This is a genomic window from Rhizobium sp. NFR07 (assembly GCF_900111905.1).
In the GTDB taxonomy this organism is placed as follows: Bacteria; Pseudomonadota; Alphaproteobacteria; order Rhizobiales; family Rhizobiaceae; genus Neorhizobium.
Genome location: NZ_FOKM01000006.1, coordinates 115,971 through 134,429 on the forward strand (window position 1 = coordinate 115,971; position 18,459 = coordinate 134,429).

General features: G+C 61.0%; 17 protein-coding genes. 5 read left to right on the forward strand and 12 right to left on the reverse strand.

Annotated elements, in window-relative coordinates; genetic code table 11:
- The first annotated feature begins 4 nt into the window (after positions 1–4).
- Together BM216_RS14335 and BM216_RS14340 are read left to right on the forward strand one after the other, a co-directional pair.
- Positions 5–946, forward strand: coding sequence for an iron chelate uptake ABC transporter family permease subunit (locus BM216_RS14335; RefSeq protein ID WP_092999872.1), 942 nt, complete (start codon positions 5–7; stop codon positions 944–946).
- Positions 943–1,701: an iron ABC transporter ATP-binding protein gene (locus BM216_RS14340; protein ID WP_092999873.1), complete on the forward strand. Its 759-nt coding sequence runs from the start codon at positions 943–945 to the stop codon at positions 1,699–1,701. The genes BM216_RS14335 and BM216_RS14340 overlap by 4 nt, the downstream gene beginning before the upstream one ends.
- 34 nt (positions 1,702–1,735) lie before the next feature.
- On the opposite strand, the gene BM216_RS14345 is transcribed toward BM216_RS14340, so the two are convergent.
- The 5 genes from BM216_RS14345 to BM216_RS14365 all read right to left on the reverse strand — a co-directional run bounded on the left by BM216_RS14345 (position 1,736) and on the right by BM216_RS14365 (position 7,941).
- The gene (locus BM216_RS14345; RefSeq protein WP_092999874.1) at positions 1,736–3,769 is read right to left on the reverse strand and encodes an aldo/keto reductase; all 2,034 of its coding nucleotides are present in this window, start codon (positions 3,767–3,769) and stop codon (positions 1,736–1,738) included.
- 42 nt (positions 3,770–3,811) lie between these two features.
- Complete coding sequence (gene ugpC / locus BM216_RS14350) at positions 3,812–4,894, reverse strand: ABC transporter ATP-binding protein (RefSeq protein WP_092999875.1); 1,083 nt, start codon at positions 4,892–4,894, stop codon at positions 3,812–3,814.
- 11 nt (positions 4,895–4,905) lie between these two features.
- Positions 4,906–5,742 (reverse strand): carbohydrate ABC transporter permease, encoded by an 837-nt coding sequence (locus BM216_RS14355; RefSeq protein ID WP_092999876.1) that lies wholly within the window; start codon positions 5,740–5,742, stop codon positions 4,906–4,908.
- A complete protein-coding gene (locus tag BM216_RS14360; protein ID WP_092999877.1) occupies positions 5,739–6,599 on the reverse strand; it encodes a carbohydrate ABC transporter permease in 861 nt (286 codons plus the stop codon). Before BM216_RS14360 ends, BM216_RS14355 begins: the two co-directional genes overlap by 4 nt.
- Positions 6,600–6,666: 67 nt before the next feature.
- Positions 6,667–7,941 (reverse strand): ABC transporter substrate-binding protein, encoded by a 1,275-nt coding sequence (locus BM216_RS14365; RefSeq protein ID WP_092999878.1) that lies wholly within the window; start codon positions 7,939–7,941, stop codon positions 6,667–6,669.
- Between the two features lie 92 nt (positions 7,942–8,033).
- Between BM216_RS14365 and BM216_RS14370 the strand changes: the two genes are divergently transcribed.
- Positions 8,034–8,918 (forward strand): helix-turn-helix domain-containing protein, encoded by an 885-nt coding sequence (locus BM216_RS14370; RefSeq protein ID WP_092999879.1) that lies wholly within the window; start codon positions 8,034–8,036, stop codon positions 8,916–8,918.
- 11 nt (positions 8,919–8,929) lie between these two features.
- On the opposite strand, the gene BM216_RS14375 is transcribed toward BM216_RS14370, so the two are convergent.
- The 7 genes from BM216_RS14375 to BM216_RS14405 all read right to left on the reverse strand — a co-directional run bounded on the left by BM216_RS14375 (position 8,930) and on the right by BM216_RS14405 (position 16,705).
- The gene (locus BM216_RS14375) at positions 8,930–10,303 is read right to left on the reverse strand and encodes an alpha-glucosidase/alpha-galactosidase (protein ID WP_092999880.1); all 1,374 of its coding nucleotides are present in this window, start codon (positions 10,301–10,303) and stop codon (positions 8,930–8,932) included.
- Between the two features lie 207 nt (positions 10,304–10,510).
- A complete protein-coding gene (gene ugpC, locus BM216_RS14380) occupies positions 10,511–11,590 on the reverse strand; it encodes an ABC transporter ATP-binding protein (RefSeq protein WP_092999881.1) in 1,080 nt (359 codons plus the stop codon).
- Positions 11,587–12,414 (reverse strand): carbohydrate ABC transporter permease, encoded by an 828-nt coding sequence (locus tag BM216_RS14385; protein WP_092999882.1) that lies wholly within the window; start codon positions 12,412–12,414, stop codon positions 11,587–11,589. The genes ugpC (BM216_RS14380) and BM216_RS14385 overlap by 4 nt, the downstream gene beginning before the upstream one ends.
- A complete protein-coding gene (locus BM216_RS14390) occupies positions 12,411–13,313 on the reverse strand; it encodes a carbohydrate ABC transporter permease (RefSeq protein ID WP_092999883.1) in 903 nt (300 codons plus the stop codon). Before BM216_RS14390 ends, BM216_RS14385 begins: the two co-directional genes overlap by 4 nt.
- 129 nt (positions 13,314–13,442) lie before the next feature.
- On the reverse strand, positions 13,443–14,675 hold the full coding sequence (locus tag BM216_RS14395) for an ABC transporter substrate-binding protein (protein ID WP_092999884.1): 1,233 nt from the start codon (positions 14,673–14,675) through the stop codon (positions 13,443–13,445).
- A 77-nt stretch (positions 14,676–14,752) separates the two neighbouring features.
- Positions 14,753–15,658, reverse strand: a complete 906-nt coding sequence (locus tag BM216_RS14400) for a sugar phosphate isomerase/epimerase family protein (RefSeq protein ID WP_092999885.1) — start codon at positions 15,656–15,658, stop codon at positions 14,753–14,755.
- Between the two features lie 12 nt (positions 15,659–15,670).
- Positions 15,671–16,705: a Gfo/Idh/MocA family protein gene (locus BM216_RS14405; protein WP_092999886.1), complete on the reverse strand. Its 1,035-nt coding sequence runs from the start codon at positions 16,703–16,705 to the stop codon at positions 15,671–15,673.
- A gap of 130 nt (positions 16,706–16,835) precedes the next feature.
- Here BM216_RS14405 and BM216_RS14410 point away from each other — a divergent pair, with 130 nt between their 5' ends.
- Together BM216_RS14410 and BM216_RS14415 are read left to right on the forward strand one after the other, a co-directional pair.
- Complete coding sequence (locus BM216_RS14410) at positions 16,836–17,849, forward strand: LacI family DNA-binding transcriptional regulator (RefSeq protein WP_092999887.1); 1,014 nt, start codon at positions 16,836–16,838, stop codon at positions 17,847–17,849.
- A gap of 177 nt (positions 17,850–18,026) precedes the next feature.
- A complete protein-coding gene (locus tag BM216_RS14415; RefSeq protein WP_092999888.1) occupies positions 18,027–18,242 on the forward strand; it encodes a hypothetical protein in 216 nt (71 codons plus the stop codon).
- Positions 18,243–18,459: the final 217 nt, after the last annotated feature.

Here is an 18,459-nt window from a genome sequence, read left to right on the forward strand (position 1 = left end):
CGCCATGATTGACCGCAGGCTCATCATCCTCACGCTGCTCGCCGCCGTCTGTGCCATCGCGTTCCTGACACTCGGCCTGCGCGGCAATCTGGGCTTCGTGCTGACCCTGCGCGCCACCAAGCTTGCGGCCCTGATCGAGGTCGGCATCGCCATCGCCGTCTCCACCGTCGTTTTCCAGACCGTGACCGCGAACCGCATCCTCACCCCGTCCATCATGGGCATCGACGCGCTCTACCTATTCGCCCAGATTCTGCTCGTCCTCATTCTCGGCGGCCTTGCCTATGCGACGCTCGACGCTAGCCTGAAATTCGCCATCGGAATCGCAGCCCTGATGATCCTGTCTTGCGTTCTCATCCTGCCGATGCTGCGGGGCCGGCTCGACATGGGGCTGATGCTGCTGGCCGGCGTCGTGCTCGGCGTCCTCTTCCGCAGCCTCCATTCGCTGATCGCACGCATTCTCGATCCGAACGATTTTGCCGTCGTCCAAGGGATGAGCTACGTCAACTTCAACGACGTGAATACCGGCCTGCTCGCCCTCGCCTCGCTCATGACGCTCTGCGCCCTCGTCCTTGTCTGGCGGGCTCGCCACATTCTCGACGTCGTCGCGCTCGGCCGGGATGCGGCGATCGGGCTCGGCATCGACTGGACGAAGACGCAGGTTGGCTGCCTCCTGCTGGTTTCGGTGCTGGTTGCGGTTTCCACTGCGCTTGTCGGGCCGGCCGCCTTCCTGGGGCTTCTCTTCGTCGCGCTGGCGGAAAGGGTCGTCCAGTCCCGCCGCCACGCACTGCTCATTCCGGCAGCGGCCCTGATTGCGGTCATCGTCCTGGTCGGCGGCCAGACGCTGTTCCAGCACGCGCTCGGCAACAGTTCGACGCTCGGCGTCGTCATCGAATTCGCCGGCGGAATCGTCTTTCTCATTCTCCTCTGGCGCGGGAGCCGCAGATGATCGAAATAAATGGCGTTTCGCTCGCCTATGACGTGACGAATATCCTCAGCGATATCTCGGTGACCATTCCGAAAGGCGGGGTCACGGCGCTGATTGGCCCGAATGGCGCGGGTAAGTCGTCGCTGCTGGCGCTGGTTGCCCGGCTGCAACCGCTGCAATCCGGTGCGATCACCATGGATGGCCTTTCCGTCGCCTCCACGCCGGGCAAGGTGCTGGCAAAAAAGATGGCCATCCTCCGGCAGGACAATCACCTCGGCAGTCGACTGACGGTGCGCGAACTGGTCGGCTTCGGCCGGTTTCCGCACAGCCGAGGCCATCTGACGGCGGAAGACCGCAAGGTCGTCGACGAGGCGCTGATGCTTTTCGACCTCGACGATCTCTCCGGCCGCTTTCTCGAGACCCTGTCCGGCGGCCAGCGCCAGCGCGCGCTTGTCGCCATGGCCTATTGCCAGGATACCGACTACCTGCTGCTGGACGAACCGCTCAACAATCTCGACATGTATTTCGCCCGCGACCTGATGCGCTCGCTGCGGCGGATCGCGGACGAGCGCGGCAAGACGATCGTGATCGTCCTGCACGACATCAATTATGCCGGCACTTTCGCAGATCGCATCCTTGCCATGCGGAACGGCCGGATCGTCGCAGACGGGCGACCGGATGAGCTTATTACCACCGACATGCTGAACACGATCTACGGCTTCGAAATTCCGGTCACCACGATAGATGGCCGGCCGGTTGCCCTACCCTTTCGATAGTCTGGCACGCAGGCAGAGCGAGCACCGTGATGGCTCATTCGCAGATGTCGCAGGTCGCGCAGCCTGTCCCCTCCAACCAGCGGACCTCTTCCCGAGACAGCTTGATCCGGAGAGCTGAAAGACTGTCCTCCAGTTCCGCCACCGTGCGCGGGCCGATCAGCGGGATCATCGGGAATGGCTGGGCGATGACATAGGCAAGCGCAATATGGATCGGGCTGCAGCCGAGCTTGCCGGCGAGTTCGATCGCGCGGTCGCGACGCTCGAAATTGCGGTCCGAATACCAGCAGCGAACGATCTCCTCATCGTCCCGCTTGTCGCGCCCTGCCCTGTCGGTGAAGAAGCCGCGTCCTTGGCTCGACCAAGCGAAATTGGGGATCTGGCGTTCGTTCAGCCATTCCTTCCAGTCGTCGCTCGACGCGGTGACGCAGCCGGGCCAGATCGGATCGAGCATCTCCGCCAAAGAAAAGTTGTTGGAGAGCGCCGCCGGTGCCGCTTTGCCGGTTTTCTGCGCATAGGCGATCGCCTCGTCCATGCGCGCTTGCGTCCAGTTGGAGCCGCCGAAGATGCCGCGGATCCGGCCGCGCCTCACCTCGGCATCCATCGCATCGACGAACTCGCCGACGGGAATGTTGGGGTTGTCGCGATGCATGAAATAGACGTCGACATAATCCGTCTTCAGCCGTTCCAGCGACTGGTCGAGCTGCTTTGCAATCACGTCGGGATAGCAGAGCGGCGAATGCGCGCCCTTGCCGATCAGCACGATATCCTCGCGATTGACGTTGCGGCTCGTGTGCCAGTCGCCGAAAATGCTCTCGGTCTTGCCGGCGCCATAAACGAAGCCGGTATCGAAGAGGTTGCCGCCCGCCTCATAAAACGCATCGAGTGTCAGCGAGGCCGAAGCAAAGTTCGGGAAGAACTCGAAGCCGAGCGCCACTACTGAAGCAGGCTTGGCAAGCCCGGGGAGTTGGCGTTTGGGAACGCTATTGCCAGCCACGACGGGCTCACCGACGATATTGGTGACACGCCGCGCGGCCTTTTCGATCCCGTATTCGAGGCCGACCGATGCGCGCCAGCGATCGAGCACACGCAGATTGCCGACCGTCGCCTCGGCGCCCATGCCCGGAAAGCCGAATTCCCCACGCCCGCCACGGATGGCTTCGGCAACGGCGTAGACCTCGAAGGAATAGAGATGCCGGCTCTCCTCGACCTCTATCGCCTGACGCTCGTCGCCCTTGATGATCTCGATACGACCCGTCCCGCCCTGCTTGCCGCCAGCGAACCAGAAATCCTTGACCTCGACGCGGCCCTTCGAGCCGATGATGCGCAACGTATTATCCTGATTGGCCATGATCGAGCAGGAGACTTCGGCGATGATCTCGTTCGGGAACTTGAGGACGGCGGATGCCCATTCGTCGACGCCCGATTGGCCAAGATGGGCGGCACCGGCGACCGTCACCGGCTCGGCGAAGCCGCCGCCCATGGCAGCGCCGGCGATGAGCCGCACCATCGAGACGGGATAACCGCCGACATCGAGAATGCCGCCACCCGCCAGATCATTGGAAAACAGCCGATGGTCGGGTCGGAACGTGCCCATGTCGAAACCGAAGCTGGAGCGGATGATCCGCACTTCGCCGATCGCGCCTTCTTTTACCAGTTCCACGAGACGGCTCGTCTGCGGATGGAAGAGATACATGAAGGCCTCGCCGACAAAGACGCCGGCTTTCCTGGCCTCGTAGAAGATCACGTCCGCGTCATAGGCGGAAAGCGCCATCGGCTTTTCGACGAGGACGTGCTTGCCGGCGCGGATCGCCTTGATCGCCCATTCGGCATGGGCCGTATGCGGCGTGGCGATATAGACCGCATCGATCTCGGCATCGGCGAGCAACGCCTCGTAACCCTCGACGATCCGCGCGCCGGGAAAGCCCTCGCCAAGCCCGGCACGCCCCGGATTGCGGGTGGCGATGGCGACCAGCTTGCCAGTTTCGGAGCCGGCGATCCCTTCCGCAAATGTCCGCGCGATCGTGCCCGGGCCGATAATGCCCCAGCGGATTTTCTGCTCTGAACTCATGGCTTGTCCTTCTCGGTGTCCTGGGAGTTTGATGAAGCCGGGTCAGCGGAGCCGCTGGCCGTCGGCGTCGAAGAGGAAACAGCGCCTTGCCGGCAGTCCAACGGTAAAGTCCTGCCGGTGGCCTGAATGGCGCGTTTCCGGCCTTTCGATGATCAGCGCCTCATCAGCAACGGATGCGTAGATGTAGCTCGTATGGCCAAGATGCTCGGCGACATCGACGGCGACCTTCAGGTCCGCATTGCCGGCGCCGGCATCGGTGAAATGCTCCGGCCGGATGCCGAGCGTCACCGGCGTTCCTTCCGCTGGCATTGAGTTGACCGGCATCGTCAGCCGCACCGAGGGATCGGCAATCAAGGAGACGGTGATGCTTCCGCCGCCGACCGCCTCCACCCTGCCCTTCAGGAAATTCATCTTCGGCGAGCCGACGAAACCGGCGACGAACTGGTTGGCCGGATCGTCATACAGATCGAGCGGCGCGCCCACCTGCTCGATCCGCCCTGCCCGCAGCACGACGATCTTGTCGGCCAGCGTCATCGCCTCGGTCTGGTCGTGGGTCACGTAGATCATCGTCGTGCCCAGCTGCTTGTGCAGCTTGGAAATCTCGACGCGCATCTGCACGCGCAACTCCGCGTCGAGGTTGGAGAGCGGCTCGTCGAACAGGAAGACCTGCGGTTCGCGCACGATGGCGCGGCCGATCGCGACGCGCTGGCGCTGCCCGCCCGACAACTGGGCCGGCCGGCGGTCCATCAGCTCGTTGATCTGCAGGATATCGGCGGCATGGGCGATGCGCCTCTCCGTATCCTCTTTCGGATTGCCGTTCATCTGCAGCCCGAAGGAGAGGTTCCGGCGCACCGTCATATGCGGATAGAGCGCATAGGACTGAAAGACCATGGCGATCCGCCGCTCGGCCGGCTCCACATCGTTGACAACGGTACCGTCGATCGCGATCTCTCCGCCGGAGACGTCCTCAAGCCCGGCGATCATCCTCAAGAGCGTCGACTTTCCGCAGCCAGACGGCCCGACGAAGACGACGAATTCTCCGTCGGCGATTTCCAGGTTGGCGCCATGGACGACCTGCAGGGCACCGAAGCGCTTGACGACATTGGTAAGGGTAAGTCCAGCCATGCGGTCTCCGACTATTTGATCGCGCCGGCTGCGATGCCGGATATGAAATGACGTTGAAGGAAGATGAAGACGACGAGGATCGGCGCCGTCAGCAGCACGGCCCCCGCCATGATGCCGCCCCAGGACACTTTGGTGATGCCGATCAGCGTGCCGAGCGCCACCGGCGCCGTCATCATGCCCGGCTTAGAATTGATCAGCAGCGGCCAGAGATAGTTATTCCAGGAGGCGAGGAAGAGGATGATCGAGAGCGCCGCCATGGTCGGCCGCGCCAGCGGCAGGGCGATGTGCAGGAAAATCCGCCATTCCTTGACGCCCTCGACGCGGGCAGCATCGAAGAGCTCCGAAGGCATCATCGAAAATGCCTGGCGCATGAACAGCACGCCGAGCGAGTTGAACAGCGGCGGCACGATCAGCGCCACCCAGCTATTCGCCAGCTTGAATTCCCGCGCCACCATGATGAATTGCGGGATGACGACGACCGCGAACGGCAGCGTGATGGTGCCGAGAATGATGGCGATGACGATGGAACGGCCGGCGAACCGGTATCGCGCCAGCGCCCAGCCGGCCATGGATGTCAGCATGACCGACAGAACCGTGTAGATGACGGCCACCGTGATCGAGATGAACATCGCCCGCAGGAAGTTCGTTTCCGTCTGAAGGACGTTGAAGTTCTCGACGAAATTCGTCGATGGCCAGAGCACGATATCCGGGTTGAAGATGCCGTAGTCCGGCATGGTCGAAAACACGAACATCATCCAGAGCGGAAACAGCCAGATGATCGCGAGCGGCGTGAGCGCCGCATGCAGCGCCAGCCGGCGCATCAGGAGCGAGCGGGACTTGGATTTCATTTCGCTTGCCTCCCGAAGAACAGGTTGAGAAGGGAGATCGCCACCGCCAGCGCCGCGATCGTGTATGCGATCGCCGAGGCGTAGCCGAAGTTCAGCGAGTTGAAGCCCTGCCGGTAGAGAAGCAGGCCAAGCGTTTCCGTGCCCCCACCGGGACCGCCGCGATTGGTGATGAGAAACGGCTCGGTAAACAGCTGCATGGTCCCGATGACCGAAAGCACAACGCAGAAGAGGATGATCGGCCTGAGCAACGGCAGGGTGATGTGAAAGAACTGCTGGACCTTGCTGACGCGATCGAGCGTCGCCGCCTCATAGACATCGCCGGGAACGGATTGCAGCCCTGCCAGAATAATGATCGCGTTATAGCCGGCCCAGCGCCAGGTGACCGCGATGATGACAAGCGCCATTGCCGCCGTCGCATTGTCGAACCAGGAGATAGCCGAGATCCCGACCGTGCCGAGCAGCTTGTTGACGATGCCGAAGTCGATGCTGAACATCAGCCGGAAGACGGCGGCATAGGCCACCTCGCCAACGACCACAGGCGCGAAGAAGGCGAAGCGATAGAGCGGCCTCGCCTTGAGAAGCGGCGAGTTCAGCAGCACCGCCATTACGGTCGCGAGCGCGATCATGACCGGCACCTGGATGACGAGAATGATCAGCGTGTTGTAAAGCGCATTGTAGAAGGCCGGATCGCCGACGAGCCGCCCCCAGTTGAGCGACGGGGCGAACCGCCACGGGTTGACCCGGGTGTTCTGGAAGGAAATCAGGAACGAACTGATGATCGGCCACAGCCAGAACGTGGCGAAGATCAAGAGATAGGGGGCCAGGAACGCATAGGCGATCCCGTTGCGCAGACGCATGGTCTTCTCCCGTCAAGCTGATGCGGTCATGCGCGGCCGGCAGCCAAGGCCCCGGCCGCGATCCTGGTCATTCCGCGATTGGAAGCCCGGTTGCGCTCTCGATCTGCTTGGCCGCATCGTCGAGTGCTGTCTTCGCGTCCGGATAGCCGTTGGCGAAATATTTCGCCTGGACGGCCTGGTAGATCGAATCCGCATCCGACTGGAACGCCGTGCCCCGCGCCGGCTTGATCTTCGGAAGCGTCGACAGGATATCGGACCACACGGCCTGGCCGCCCCAATAGGGCTGCGGTTGCTTGACGAAGGGATCCTCGACGGCAGACAGAAGCGACGGCACCAGCCCGAAGGATTTGAGCATCGCCACCTGGCCTTCATTGGTCGTCAGCGCATATTCGACGAACTTGAAGGCGGCCTCCTTGTTCTCCGAACCCTCACTGATCGCGAGCGACGAACCGCCGAGATTGGCGGCATGCGGCCCGTCCGCCGTCAGGCTCGGCATTGGATAGACGCCCCATTTGCCCGAGAGATCAGGAGAACCGGAGCGGATCGTGCCCTCGTACCAGGCGCCATACATCTGGCTCGCCGCCTTGCCGGCGGTGTTGGCCTGGATTTTTTCGTCCCAGATCGCCGCCGTGATGATGCCGGCGTCCTTCATCTCCTTGACCTTTTCCAGCGTCGCCACGCAGGCGGGCTGGTTGATGGTGATGGTCTCGCCATCGGTCGAAAAGTAACCGCATCCCTGCTCGTTGGAGATCATGCGGAACCATTCGCTGTCGCCGTTGAAGTCAGCCTGGGCCATCACCGTTCCCGGATTGGCTTCCATCACCTTCTTGCCGGCGGCGAGGAAATCGTCCCAGGTCTTGATCGACGCCGGATCGACGCCCGCCTTTTCGTAGAAGTCGCGTCGGTAGAACACGGCAACCGGCCCGCTATCCCACGGCATCGCATAGGCGGCACCGTCGATCTCGAGTTCGGTCCGTTTGAACTCGGGGAAAAGCGCCTGCATCTCCGGCGTGTAGCCGAGCGCGGTCAGATCGGTGAAGCAATCTGGGAAACGGCTCCAAAACAGTTCGGCCTCGAAATTCTCGACAGTCACGATATCCGGTAATCCGTCGCCGCCGGCAGCACAGGCGGCCAGCGTCTTGTCGAACACCTGGTCGTTGCCAAGGTCCTGAACGTTGACCTTGATGTCAGGATATTTCTGGTTGAAGCCTTCGAGCGTGGATTTGAGCGCCGAGGCGGCGACGTTCCAGCTCCAGATGGTGATTTCGGTCGATTGCGCGGCGGCCGGCCCTACTGCCAGAAGAGCGAGCGATGCCGTCGCGCCAAGAAGCCTGTAGCACATTGAAAACCTCCCTTTTTCAATTGCCGTTCTTTAGCGAACGTGGGCAGATTAGCGTGCGTCGAAAATCTGTCTCGTAAAAAGGGAATGCCGATTTGGCGAAAAGTAAGATCGAGGAGGATGCGGTCTACCAGCCGGGAGCAAGCAGCATCGAGGGCCTGCCGACGACGCTGCAATTCTTCCACGGCCATCCGAAGGTCATGCTACGCCCCCACTGGCACGCGCAGATCGAAATCAACTACGTGATGCGCGGCTCGGTACATTACCGGATGGGCGGCCATGATCTCAGGCTTTCGGCCGGCCAGATCTGCGTCTTCTGGGGCGGCCAGCCGCACAGGATGGACCATTCCTCCACCGATTCCATCTATGCCGGCGCCCATCTTCCGCTCGTACATTTCTTCCGAATGCGGCTTCCGGCTGCGATTTCCGGGCTGCTGATGGGCGGCACGACGATGCTGACCGGACAAACGGACGCCGCCGACAGCGAGAATTTTCCGCGCTGGTTCCGCTACGTTACGTCGGGCGACGAGGCGAAGTCGCAGCACGCGGTCGAAGAGCTTCTCTTGCGCGTCGAACGGATGTTCATGGAAGACTATACCGTCATCACGTCCAAAACCTCGCGGACCAGCGATGCCGAAACCGCCATGCCGTCCATCGCCGTGGTGCGCATGTGCGACTTCATCGCCGCGAATTTTCTCGAAGATATAGATGCGACCGATATCGCCGCCGCGGCCTCGCTTCATCCGAAATACGCGATGAACCTGTTTCGCAAGTCGACCGGCATGACGCTGATCAAATACCTGACGCTGCTCAGGCTTTCCCGGGCACAGGCGATGCTGATGAACGGCAGCGACAGCATCCTGCGTGTCGCCATGGAAAGCGGCTTCGGCTCGGTCAGCGCCTTCAACAAGGCCTTCCGCCTGATTGCCGGCATGCCGCCCTCAGATTTCCGCCGCGACGGACGCGCCGCAGCGATCTGATCATTGGGCGATCAGCTCGCTTTCGCGTGGCGGATAGGCGCCTGTGTCCACTCCGGCAGCCAGTCCCGGTGGGCGACGAGCAGATCATCCACCAGCGACCAGATCTGGTCGAGATCGAGTTCGGCGGCGGTGTGGGGGTCCATCATCGCGGCATGGAAGATGTGCTCCCGGTTCTGCGTCATCAGGGCGCTGACCGTCAATTCCTGCACGTTGATATTGGTGCGCATCAGGGCCGTCAGCTGCGGCGGCAGATCGCCGATATGGGTCGGCTGGATGCCGTTATGGTCGACCAGGCACGGAACTTCGGTCGCGCAATTGGCGGGCAGCGAGGTGATGCTGCCGTTGTTGCGCTGATTGCCGTAGATCACCGAAGGCTCGCCCGTCCACACCGAATTGATGATGGATGAGGCATATTCCTTCGACTGCCTGACCTCGATCCGCTCTGCCGAACGATAGGCTTCCGCCTGTCCCTTCCACTGCTCGATCTGTTCGACGCAGCGTTTTGGATATTCATCCAGCGGAATGCCGAATTTCTCGATCAGGTCCTCGCGCCCCTCCTTGATGAAATAGGGCGTGTATTCGGCGAAATGCTCCGAGCTTTCGGTGACGAAATAGCCGAGCCGCGTCAGCATCTCGTAGCGCACCTTGTTGGGGCAGCGCAGGTTCCAGCCCGGCTTGGGCGCACGTCCTTCGCTATAGGCGCGCAGAAGATCCGGATAGAGATTGCGATAGCTTCCATCCTTCTGGCGATGTTCGAACTCGAGGAAGAAGGCCATGTGATTGATGCCGGCCGAGCGATAGCGGATCTCGTCATAGGGAATGTCGAGATCGTGGGCGAGCTCCATCGCCGTGCCCTGTACCGAATGGCAAAGGCCCACCTGCCGGATGGTCGGGTATTTCTCCGCAATCGCCCAGGTGTTGATCGCCATCGGGTTGACATATTGAAGCATGATCGCGTTCGGGCAGACGGCGAGCATGTCCTCGCAGATCTTCCACAGATGCGGCACGGTGCGCAGGCCACGCATGATGCCGCCGACGCCGAGCGTATCGGCAATCGTCTGGCGCAGGCCATATTTCTTCGGCACTTCGAAATCGGTGACCGTGCAAGGCTCGTAGCCACCGATCTGGAAGGCAACCACGACGAAATCCGCATCCGCAAGCGCCTTGCGCTGGTCGTCATAGGTCTCAGCCTTCGCCTTCACGCCGAGAGTGGCGATCAGCTTGTTGACGACGATGGCGCTCTCTTCCAGTCGCTGCGGATTGATATCCATCAGCGCGATGGTGGCATCGGCAAGTGCCGGCCGCTGCAATACGTCGCCGACGATATTCTTCATGAACACGGTCGAGCCGGCTCCGATGAACGCGATCCTGGGATGTCTTGCCATGTATTTCCTCCGGCGAAGGGCAATCTGGAAGGCCCGGCTGATCAACCGATTGGTGCATCTGGTCCGGGGATCGGATCGGACGCCCTCAACAAATTCCACTCGATGATCCGGCCCCGTTGGATGAGACTATGGCACGATGGCAGGCGGCCCGCACTATCTTCCGATTACGGAAGACGCTCTGCGTACCAGCCAAAATCCGGTGCGCTCTCAGGCGGATGGCTCAATCCGCTGCTCTGTCTTGGCATCGAAAACATGCAGATTGGATTGATCGAAGGTGAGCCGCACCGTCTCGCCTGCCGCAATCGTCACCCTGCCATTCAGGACCACAACGATTTCGGGTGCCGTGGCGGTCGTCACGTATGTCATGGCCCCCGTGGATTCGATGGCGGCAACGGGCACGTCGAAACCCGGCATGCCCGGCGTCGCGAACACGAGGTGTTCCGGGCGGATGCCGACCAGCAATTCCCGCTCCGGCGGCAATGATCGCTCAAGTTCCACGGCATTCGAGCCGGCAAGATCGAGGACGAGCGACCTGCCGTCGGACGAGGTCCGGGCCGGAATGAAGTTCATTGCCGGAGATCCGATAAACCCCGCAACAAACCGGTTGGCCGGCCGGTCATAGAGTTCGAGCGGCCTGCCCTGCTGCTCGATAACGCCGCTGCGCATGACGACGACATGATCGGCCATCGTCATCGCCTCGACCTGGTCGTGGGTCACATAGACGGAGGTCGCGCCAAGCCGGTCATGAAGCGCCCTGATCTCCTTGCGCATATGGACGCGCAATGCGGCATCCAGATTGGAGAGCGGTTCATCGAAAAGGAACGCCTTGGGGTGGCGGATGATCGCCCGGCTCATCGCCACGCGCTGGCGCTGGCCGCCGGAAAGCTCTCGCGGGTAACGGTGCAGCAGGTCGGACAGGCCGGTGATGGCCGCGACTTCCTCGGCCGCCTTCCTTGCCTCGGCCTTTTTAATGCCCTTTATCCTCAGGCTGTAGGTCAGGTTCTGTTCCACCGTCATATGGGGATAGAGCGCATAGGACTGGAACACCATGGCGAGGTCGCGCTTTCTCGGAGGCACATCATTCATCCGCTGGCCGGCGATCACGAGGTCGCCTCCCGAAATGGATTCAAGCCCGGCCAGCGAGCGCAGCAGCGTCGATTTCCCGCATCCCGAAGGGCCGACAAGCGCGACGAACATCCCCTTGCGGATCGAAAGATCGATATTCTTCAGGGCGTGATAGGCGCCATAATACTTGTTGACGCCGGAAAGCTCGATTTGCTGGGTCATTTGAGGGCTCCCGATGTGAGACCGGAGACAATGCGGCGCTGCAGGAGCACGAAGATTGCAAGGATCGGCGTCACATACATTGTGGCGTATGCCATGATGTTGTTCCATTCGCTGGTGTTCGGCCCCATGAACGAGTTCAGGCCGACACTTGCGGGTTGCAGGCTGACATCCTGGATCATGGACTTCGAATAGACGAACTCGCCGAAGGCCTGCATGAAGATCAGGATTGCGCTGACCAGAATACCGTTGCGGGCAAGCGGCAGGACGATATTGAAGAAGGCGCCGACACGGGAATTTCCGTCGACGAGCGCCGCCTCCTCCAGTTCCATCGGCACGGCCATGAAGGTCGCCCGCACCAGAACGACGAAGAACGGCATGCTCTTGGCGGCGATTGCAAGGATGACCGCAAGCCGGGGATAGTCGAGCAGCCCGACCTGAGTGAAGCCGACGAAGATCGGCGTCACCATGAGCGATGCCGGCAGGACCTGCAGCATGAGGATCAGGAACAGGCCGATGTCGACCCAGACGTTGCGGTAACGCGCAAGTACATAGGCGCAACCGGTGCCCAGCACAGCAATCAGGGCTACGGAGCCGAAGGCGATAACCGTCGAGTTCCAGAGGTAACGGCCCATGTTCCGGCTTTCCCAGACATAGGTAAATGTTGCCCATTGCGGCGAAGACGGCCAGAAGCTCGGCGGATTGGCGAACATTTCCGAGCCGCCCTTGAGCGCGGTCACGTACATCCAGTAAAGCGGAAACAGATAGATCGCAGCCATGACGAGAGCGATCACGAGCATCATTCGATTGCGGGCGGTCTCGCTCATCCGCGCACCTCATGACGGGTAGAGCGCACATAGACCAAAGCTGCAAACATAACGAATACCGTCATGATCACCGAAATGGTCGCTCCCCTGCCGAAGTCGTATTGGCGGAAGGACAGGTCCCAGGCCCAGTATTGCGCGACGTTGGAAGAGTTGTTCGGTCCGCCATCGGTGATGGCCGCGAAGAGATCGAACTGCTGAAGGGTGAAGATGAGGCCAAGCGCGATGATCGCACCGATGGTCGAACGCATCATCGGCAGCGTGATCGTCCAGAACCTCTGCCAGGCATTGGCGCCATCCATTTCCGCCGCCTCGTAGAGATCCCCGGGAATGGCGGAGAGCCCGACGGACAGGAGGATCATGTTGAAGGATGTCCCGAGCCAGATGTTGGCGATGATCACGGCCCATAGGGAAAAGTTCGGATCCGAACGCCAGAAGATGTTGCCGTCAATCAGGCCACTCTCGCGCAGGAGAAAGTTCAGCACGCCGAAGTCGCCGGACAGGATCCAGTTCCAGATCGCGCCGACGACCAGGCCAGGCATGACCCAGGAGACCAGAAAAAGACCCCGCAACCAGCTCGCGCCGGGAAAACTCGTCCAGAAGAACAAAGCCAGCCCGAAGCCGATCGCGAACTGGCCCGCGATCGAGCCGACGACGAACACCAGCGTATTCGTCAGGATCGGCCAGGTTTCCGGCTGACGGAACAGGGCCGCATAATTGTCGAAGCCGACGAATGGCCGGATGAAACTGCCGAGGCTGAACATGTCGACCTCCTGGAAGCTCATCAGGATGTTGTAGATCAACGGCAGTCCGGCCAGCGCGAACAGAAAGGCGAACGGCACGCCGACAAGCATCAGATCAAAGCCGCGACCGTCCCTGACGCTGGAAATCATTCGTCTCATCAGAACCTCTTGTCATCGCTCGGAACCGCCCGACACATCGGCCCCGAGGCCAATGTGCCGGGCAATCCCGTCCGGGAGGAAGCGAGATATGGCTATCCGCCGTTGAACGGGGGCGGATAGCCGGGCGCATCAGCCGTCAATCGACTTGATCTTCTCCGCTGCCTGATCGAGCGCCGCCTTGGGCGCCATCTGGCCGGTGAGTGCTGCCTGGATCGCGTCCTGGATCGCCTTGGAGATCTTCGGCCAATCAGGAGACGGGCCACGCGGCTGGGCGTATTTCATCTGCTCGAGGAAGGTCGCGAGGGCAGCATCCTTCGCTGCGTTGCCCGTAGGCGGCACGGGAAGGTCCGAGCGAGCCGGCAGCTGGCCGAAGTCCTTGTACATGGTCGCGTCCTTGGACACGAAGAACTCCAGAGCTTTGAACGCTTCTTCCGGATGCTCGGTGCTGGAAAAGATCGCCCAGTTGTAATCGCCCATCGCCGAGGACCGCTGCGCGCCCTCCTGGTGGACAGGCAGCAGGGCTGTGCCCCAGTCGAACTTTGCATCGGCCAGCATGCGGTCGATCTCCCAGGGGCCGGAGATGGCCATCGCGGCATTGCCGGCATTGAAGGTCGCCGTGGAATCCCACTGGCTTCGCGTCAGCGTGTCCGGAGAGGTGAGCTTCTCGTCCAGCAATTGCTTCCAGATGGTGAGGGCACGCACGGCTCCCTCGCCGTTGATTGCCTTGTAGCTCGCGCCACCCATCTGCGCCCAGGGAAGAAACTGGAACGTCCCCTCCTCGTTGGCCTTTGCGCAAAACGTGATGCCATAGATGTTCTTCGAAGGGTCATTGAGCTTTCTGGCCGTCTCGACGAGCTCATCCCAGGTCTGCGGCGGCTTTTCCGGATCGAGCCCGGCCGCCTTGAACAGATCCTTGTTGTAGTAGAGCGCGATCGTGTTGGTCGCCTTCGGCACTCCGAAATACTTTTCATCCCATGTGGCGGACTTCAGCGGCCCCGGAAAATAGTTTTCTGGCTTTATGACCGTCGACGTCTCGATCATGTCGGTGAGGTCGAGGAACGCGCCGCGAGAGGCAAACATCGCATGGTTGGGATTGTCGATGGCGATGATGTCGGGAGCCTTGCCGGTCGAATAGGCTCTCATGGCCTCGCTCACGACATCGTCGAACTGGATCTGACGGTACTCGATCTTGATGCCGTTATTCTGGGCGTTGAATTCCTTGATCAGGTTGGGGGCCGGCTGAATGTCCCGGTCCAGCGACCAGACGGTCAGTTTCACGTCTTCCGCCTTCACGTCGAAACCGACAAACGAGGCACATGTCATGGCCAGGGCAATGGCAATCGAATGCTTTCGGATACCCATGGTTCTCCTCCTTCTAGGTTATCCTCACGTCACCTCGCCGGCCACAAACCTCCTCATGCAGCCGGCAGGCATTTCCATCAGGACGGATCGACGACGAAACTGCCGCCCCGTGCCTGTTTCAGATGGTTCAGCGCATGGACCTGACCGGTCATCTCCAGCGCATCGCGATAGACCGGATCGTGCCATCCTTCGATATCGATCGAGCCCGACCAACCGGCGAGGCGCAGTTCCGATATGATGTCCGTCCAGTTGCTGTCACCGAAGCCAGGCGTGCGCATGAAGACGAACGGATGTTTTCCGAAGATGCCGTGCTCCCGGATCACGTCCCAGCGGATGGTCGCGTCCTTGCCGTGGACATGAAAGATCTTGTGCGCCCATTTCCGGATCTGCGGCAGCGGATCGATCAGGTAGACCATCTGGTGGCAGGGCTCCCATTCGAGACCGATATTGTCGTCCGGGGTCTCGTTGAAGATCAGTTCCCAGGCGTCGGGATTATGGGCAATATTCCAGTCGCCTGTCGCCCAGTTGCCGTCCATGGCGCAGTTTTCGAAGGCGATCTTCACCCCCTTGTCGGCCGCACGCTTGGCGAGTTCATTCCAGATTTCCTTATATCGCGGAAGGCTTTCGGGGAGCGGCCTGTTTCTTATGCGCCCTGTGAAGCCGGCCACGCAGGTGGCACCGAAATGATGGGCGTTGTCGATGCAGTCCTTCCAGCCCTGCAGGGTCTGAAGATCGATTTCGGTTTCCTCCAGCGGATTGCCGAACATGCCGATCGTCGAGATGGTGATGTCCCTGTCACCGATCGCCTCCACACATCGTTTTCCGAGCTCGGCAATGTCCTGGCCATTCGTCGTCTGCCAGAAGAAGGGCTCGAAGCTCTCGAACCCCATGTCGGCGATCTGGGATATCCGCTGGGCTGCCTGTCCCTTGGTGGCACTCACCATTGTACCGGCGCGGATGGAATGCGTTTGTTGCTGGCTCATCACTCTCTTTTCCTATGCTGCAAGATCGACGGTCCGGCCGGACCGGGCGCTCTCGATGGCGCCGAAAACCATTGCGAGGCTCCTGATATTGTCTTCACCGGCCGTCTCCGGCGCATGTCCGGTGCGGATGGCCGTCAGGAAGTCGGCAATGACGCTGGCGTGCCCATGGGTATCTTCCTCCCGGGTCGGAGGAGGCACCTCCACCGGTGTGGCCCCACGCAGCAGGCCATCCTGCGCACCTGCAACCGAAGCCCTGAAGGTGTCTTCCCCGTCCCATGTCAGCATGCCGGCCGTCCCGACGATCCTCCAGACGCTTTCCCAACTCGTCCGCTCGCCCTCGGCGCACCAGGAACCGCGATAGGTGAAGACGACGTCATCTGAGAGCCTGAACGTGGCATTGGCGGAAGCGCCATGCGCATACCAGGAGCCCTTCGGGTTCGTTTCGAGACAGTAGACAGAAAGAGGCGTCTTCCCGGAGACGAAACGTGCCGCATCAAACGTATGGATTGCCATGTCCAGAAGCAGGACATTGTCCATCCGCTCGCGAAATCCGCCGAAATGCGGGCCGATGAAAAAGTCGCAGTGGATCGCGGTTATATCCCCGATCGCCCCGCTCTCGACGAAGCGGCGCATGCGGCGCACGCCGGAAATGAAGCGGCGATTCTGTACTACGGAGTGAATTTTTCCCGCCTCCCGGGCCGCGCGGATGAGATCGGCTGCCTCCTCCATCGAGTTGGCCATGGGTTTTTCGCTCAGCACATGGCAACCATGGGCCAGCGCAGTGCGCACCACGGAATGGCGCGCCGCGGGGATGACGACATCGAACACGACATCCGCCTTCGTCTGCTCGAGCACCTCGCGCAGGTCGGTGCCGATCGTCGCCGAACCGAGTTCGAACTCATCGGCAAGAGCCTGCGCAGTGCCGCGGTCGAGATCCACGAGGCCGACTATCTGCAGCGCAGAACTCAGATCCGGCATAGATCGAACCGCGCGAAGCCAGCCCTTGGCCATCGCTCCGCAGCCACACAAAACGACGTTGTATGTCACGAATATCCTCCCAAACAACGCCTACAAACCCAACCTCCATCGGCGTCGTAAACGTTTACGGAAACTATGGACACGTCCGGTATTTTGTCAATACTGTTTATGGAAACGCTGATGGAAGACGGGTCACATCATGAAGGGCATTCGCCAACTTGCGGAACATCTCGACATATCGATCGGGACCGTATCGCGGGCATTGAACGGCAAGACCGACGTCAACCCGCAGACGCGCCAGCGTGTTCTCGAAGCCGCTGAAAGACTGGGTTATGTGGCCAACCAATCGGGTCGATCCCTTCGCAAGGGCTCGACCGGCGTCATCGGCTTCATGATGCAGACGGGACCGGAAATCACCGGCCAGGGCGACACGTTTTTCATGAGCGTCTTCGACGGCGTGCAGACCGTGCTTGCGCGTCACAGTCTCGATCTCGTCGCACTTCTCTGCTCGTCGTCGGAGGATCCCGACGCATATCTGCAGCGCACCGTAGCGAGAGGATTTGCCGATGCCGTCATTCTCTCGGCGACACGTCGAAATGACGCGCGCTTTGAACTGCTGGACCGCCACAAGATCCCGTTTATCTCGCTCGGCCGCAGCCTTACGGATGTCGGCCAGCCCTGGATCGATCTCGATTTCGAGGGCATGGCCGAGATTGCGATGGAGCGCTTTGTTCGGGCAGGACACCGGGAGATCGGCGTGATCTGGCCGAACGGCGACCTGAACCTGGGGCACCTCTTCGTCGAACGCTGCCGGGATGTTCTTGCCCGGCATGGGCTGGCGCTACCGGATGAGCATATCTTCCGCGCAAAGCCGAGCGAAACGGGTGGCTATGAAGTTGCTCAGGAAATCGCAGGAAGGCCGAGGCGGCCGACGGCGGTCGCACTTGTCAACGAAACGCTCGTCACCGGGCTTTACAAGGGACTGGAGGAAGCGGGCATCCGACCCGGCAAGGATATCGCCATTGTCGGCCGTCATAGCCCGCATACGCAATTCCTTTCGCCGGCGTTGACGGGCTTCAGCCTTTCCCTGCACGAGCTCGGCATATGCCTGGCCGAAAGTCTCCTCTCGGTCATGCCGGGTTATCAAGGCCATTATACCGGCGTAAGCCGCCGGATATGGCCCATGACACTCGTCGAGGGAGCCAGCGGCTAGGCACGCTCCGCCAGAGGCCAACCGCGATATCACAGCTACCGACATAGCCGCATCGCCGAAAATCTCGAGGCGCTACGCGAAGAAACATTCTGCGACAAACTCGACAAAGGTCTGCGACAGGGGCTTGCTAGAACGGCTGCCATTGGACTTGTGAGAAAATATCTCGGGAGAAGCCAAATGGCCCTGGAGTTCTGGCAGATTGCCGAAGCGAGAAAAGCACTCGACGAGTTTTGCAGCCAGCACCGGCTTATTATCGACGAAGAAGCTGCGCGCAAGGCGAGCGACTATCTTCTGGGTGCGACGACCAAAGGCATAGAAAACTCTCAGGATCTGGCATCCGAGCTGCGTCGTCACGCCTTTGAGGGCGAGACACAGTCACGGCCGGAGGACTGAGTTCCAAGGCACGAGAATCCTCAGCAGGTCCTCATTTCCCCTGAAAATTCAGGATCACCCGGCTGACAGCAAAGTACCGTTTCAAGGTTATCGGGCGGCTTGCGGAATAGAGAAACGCCGCAATTGTGCGCGCAGCCCCTTCCGCCCCAGTTCTTCCACTGATCGCGTATCATTCCCCTAGACACCCGCACTCCCTGCCGAAACAAGTCATCTTGCC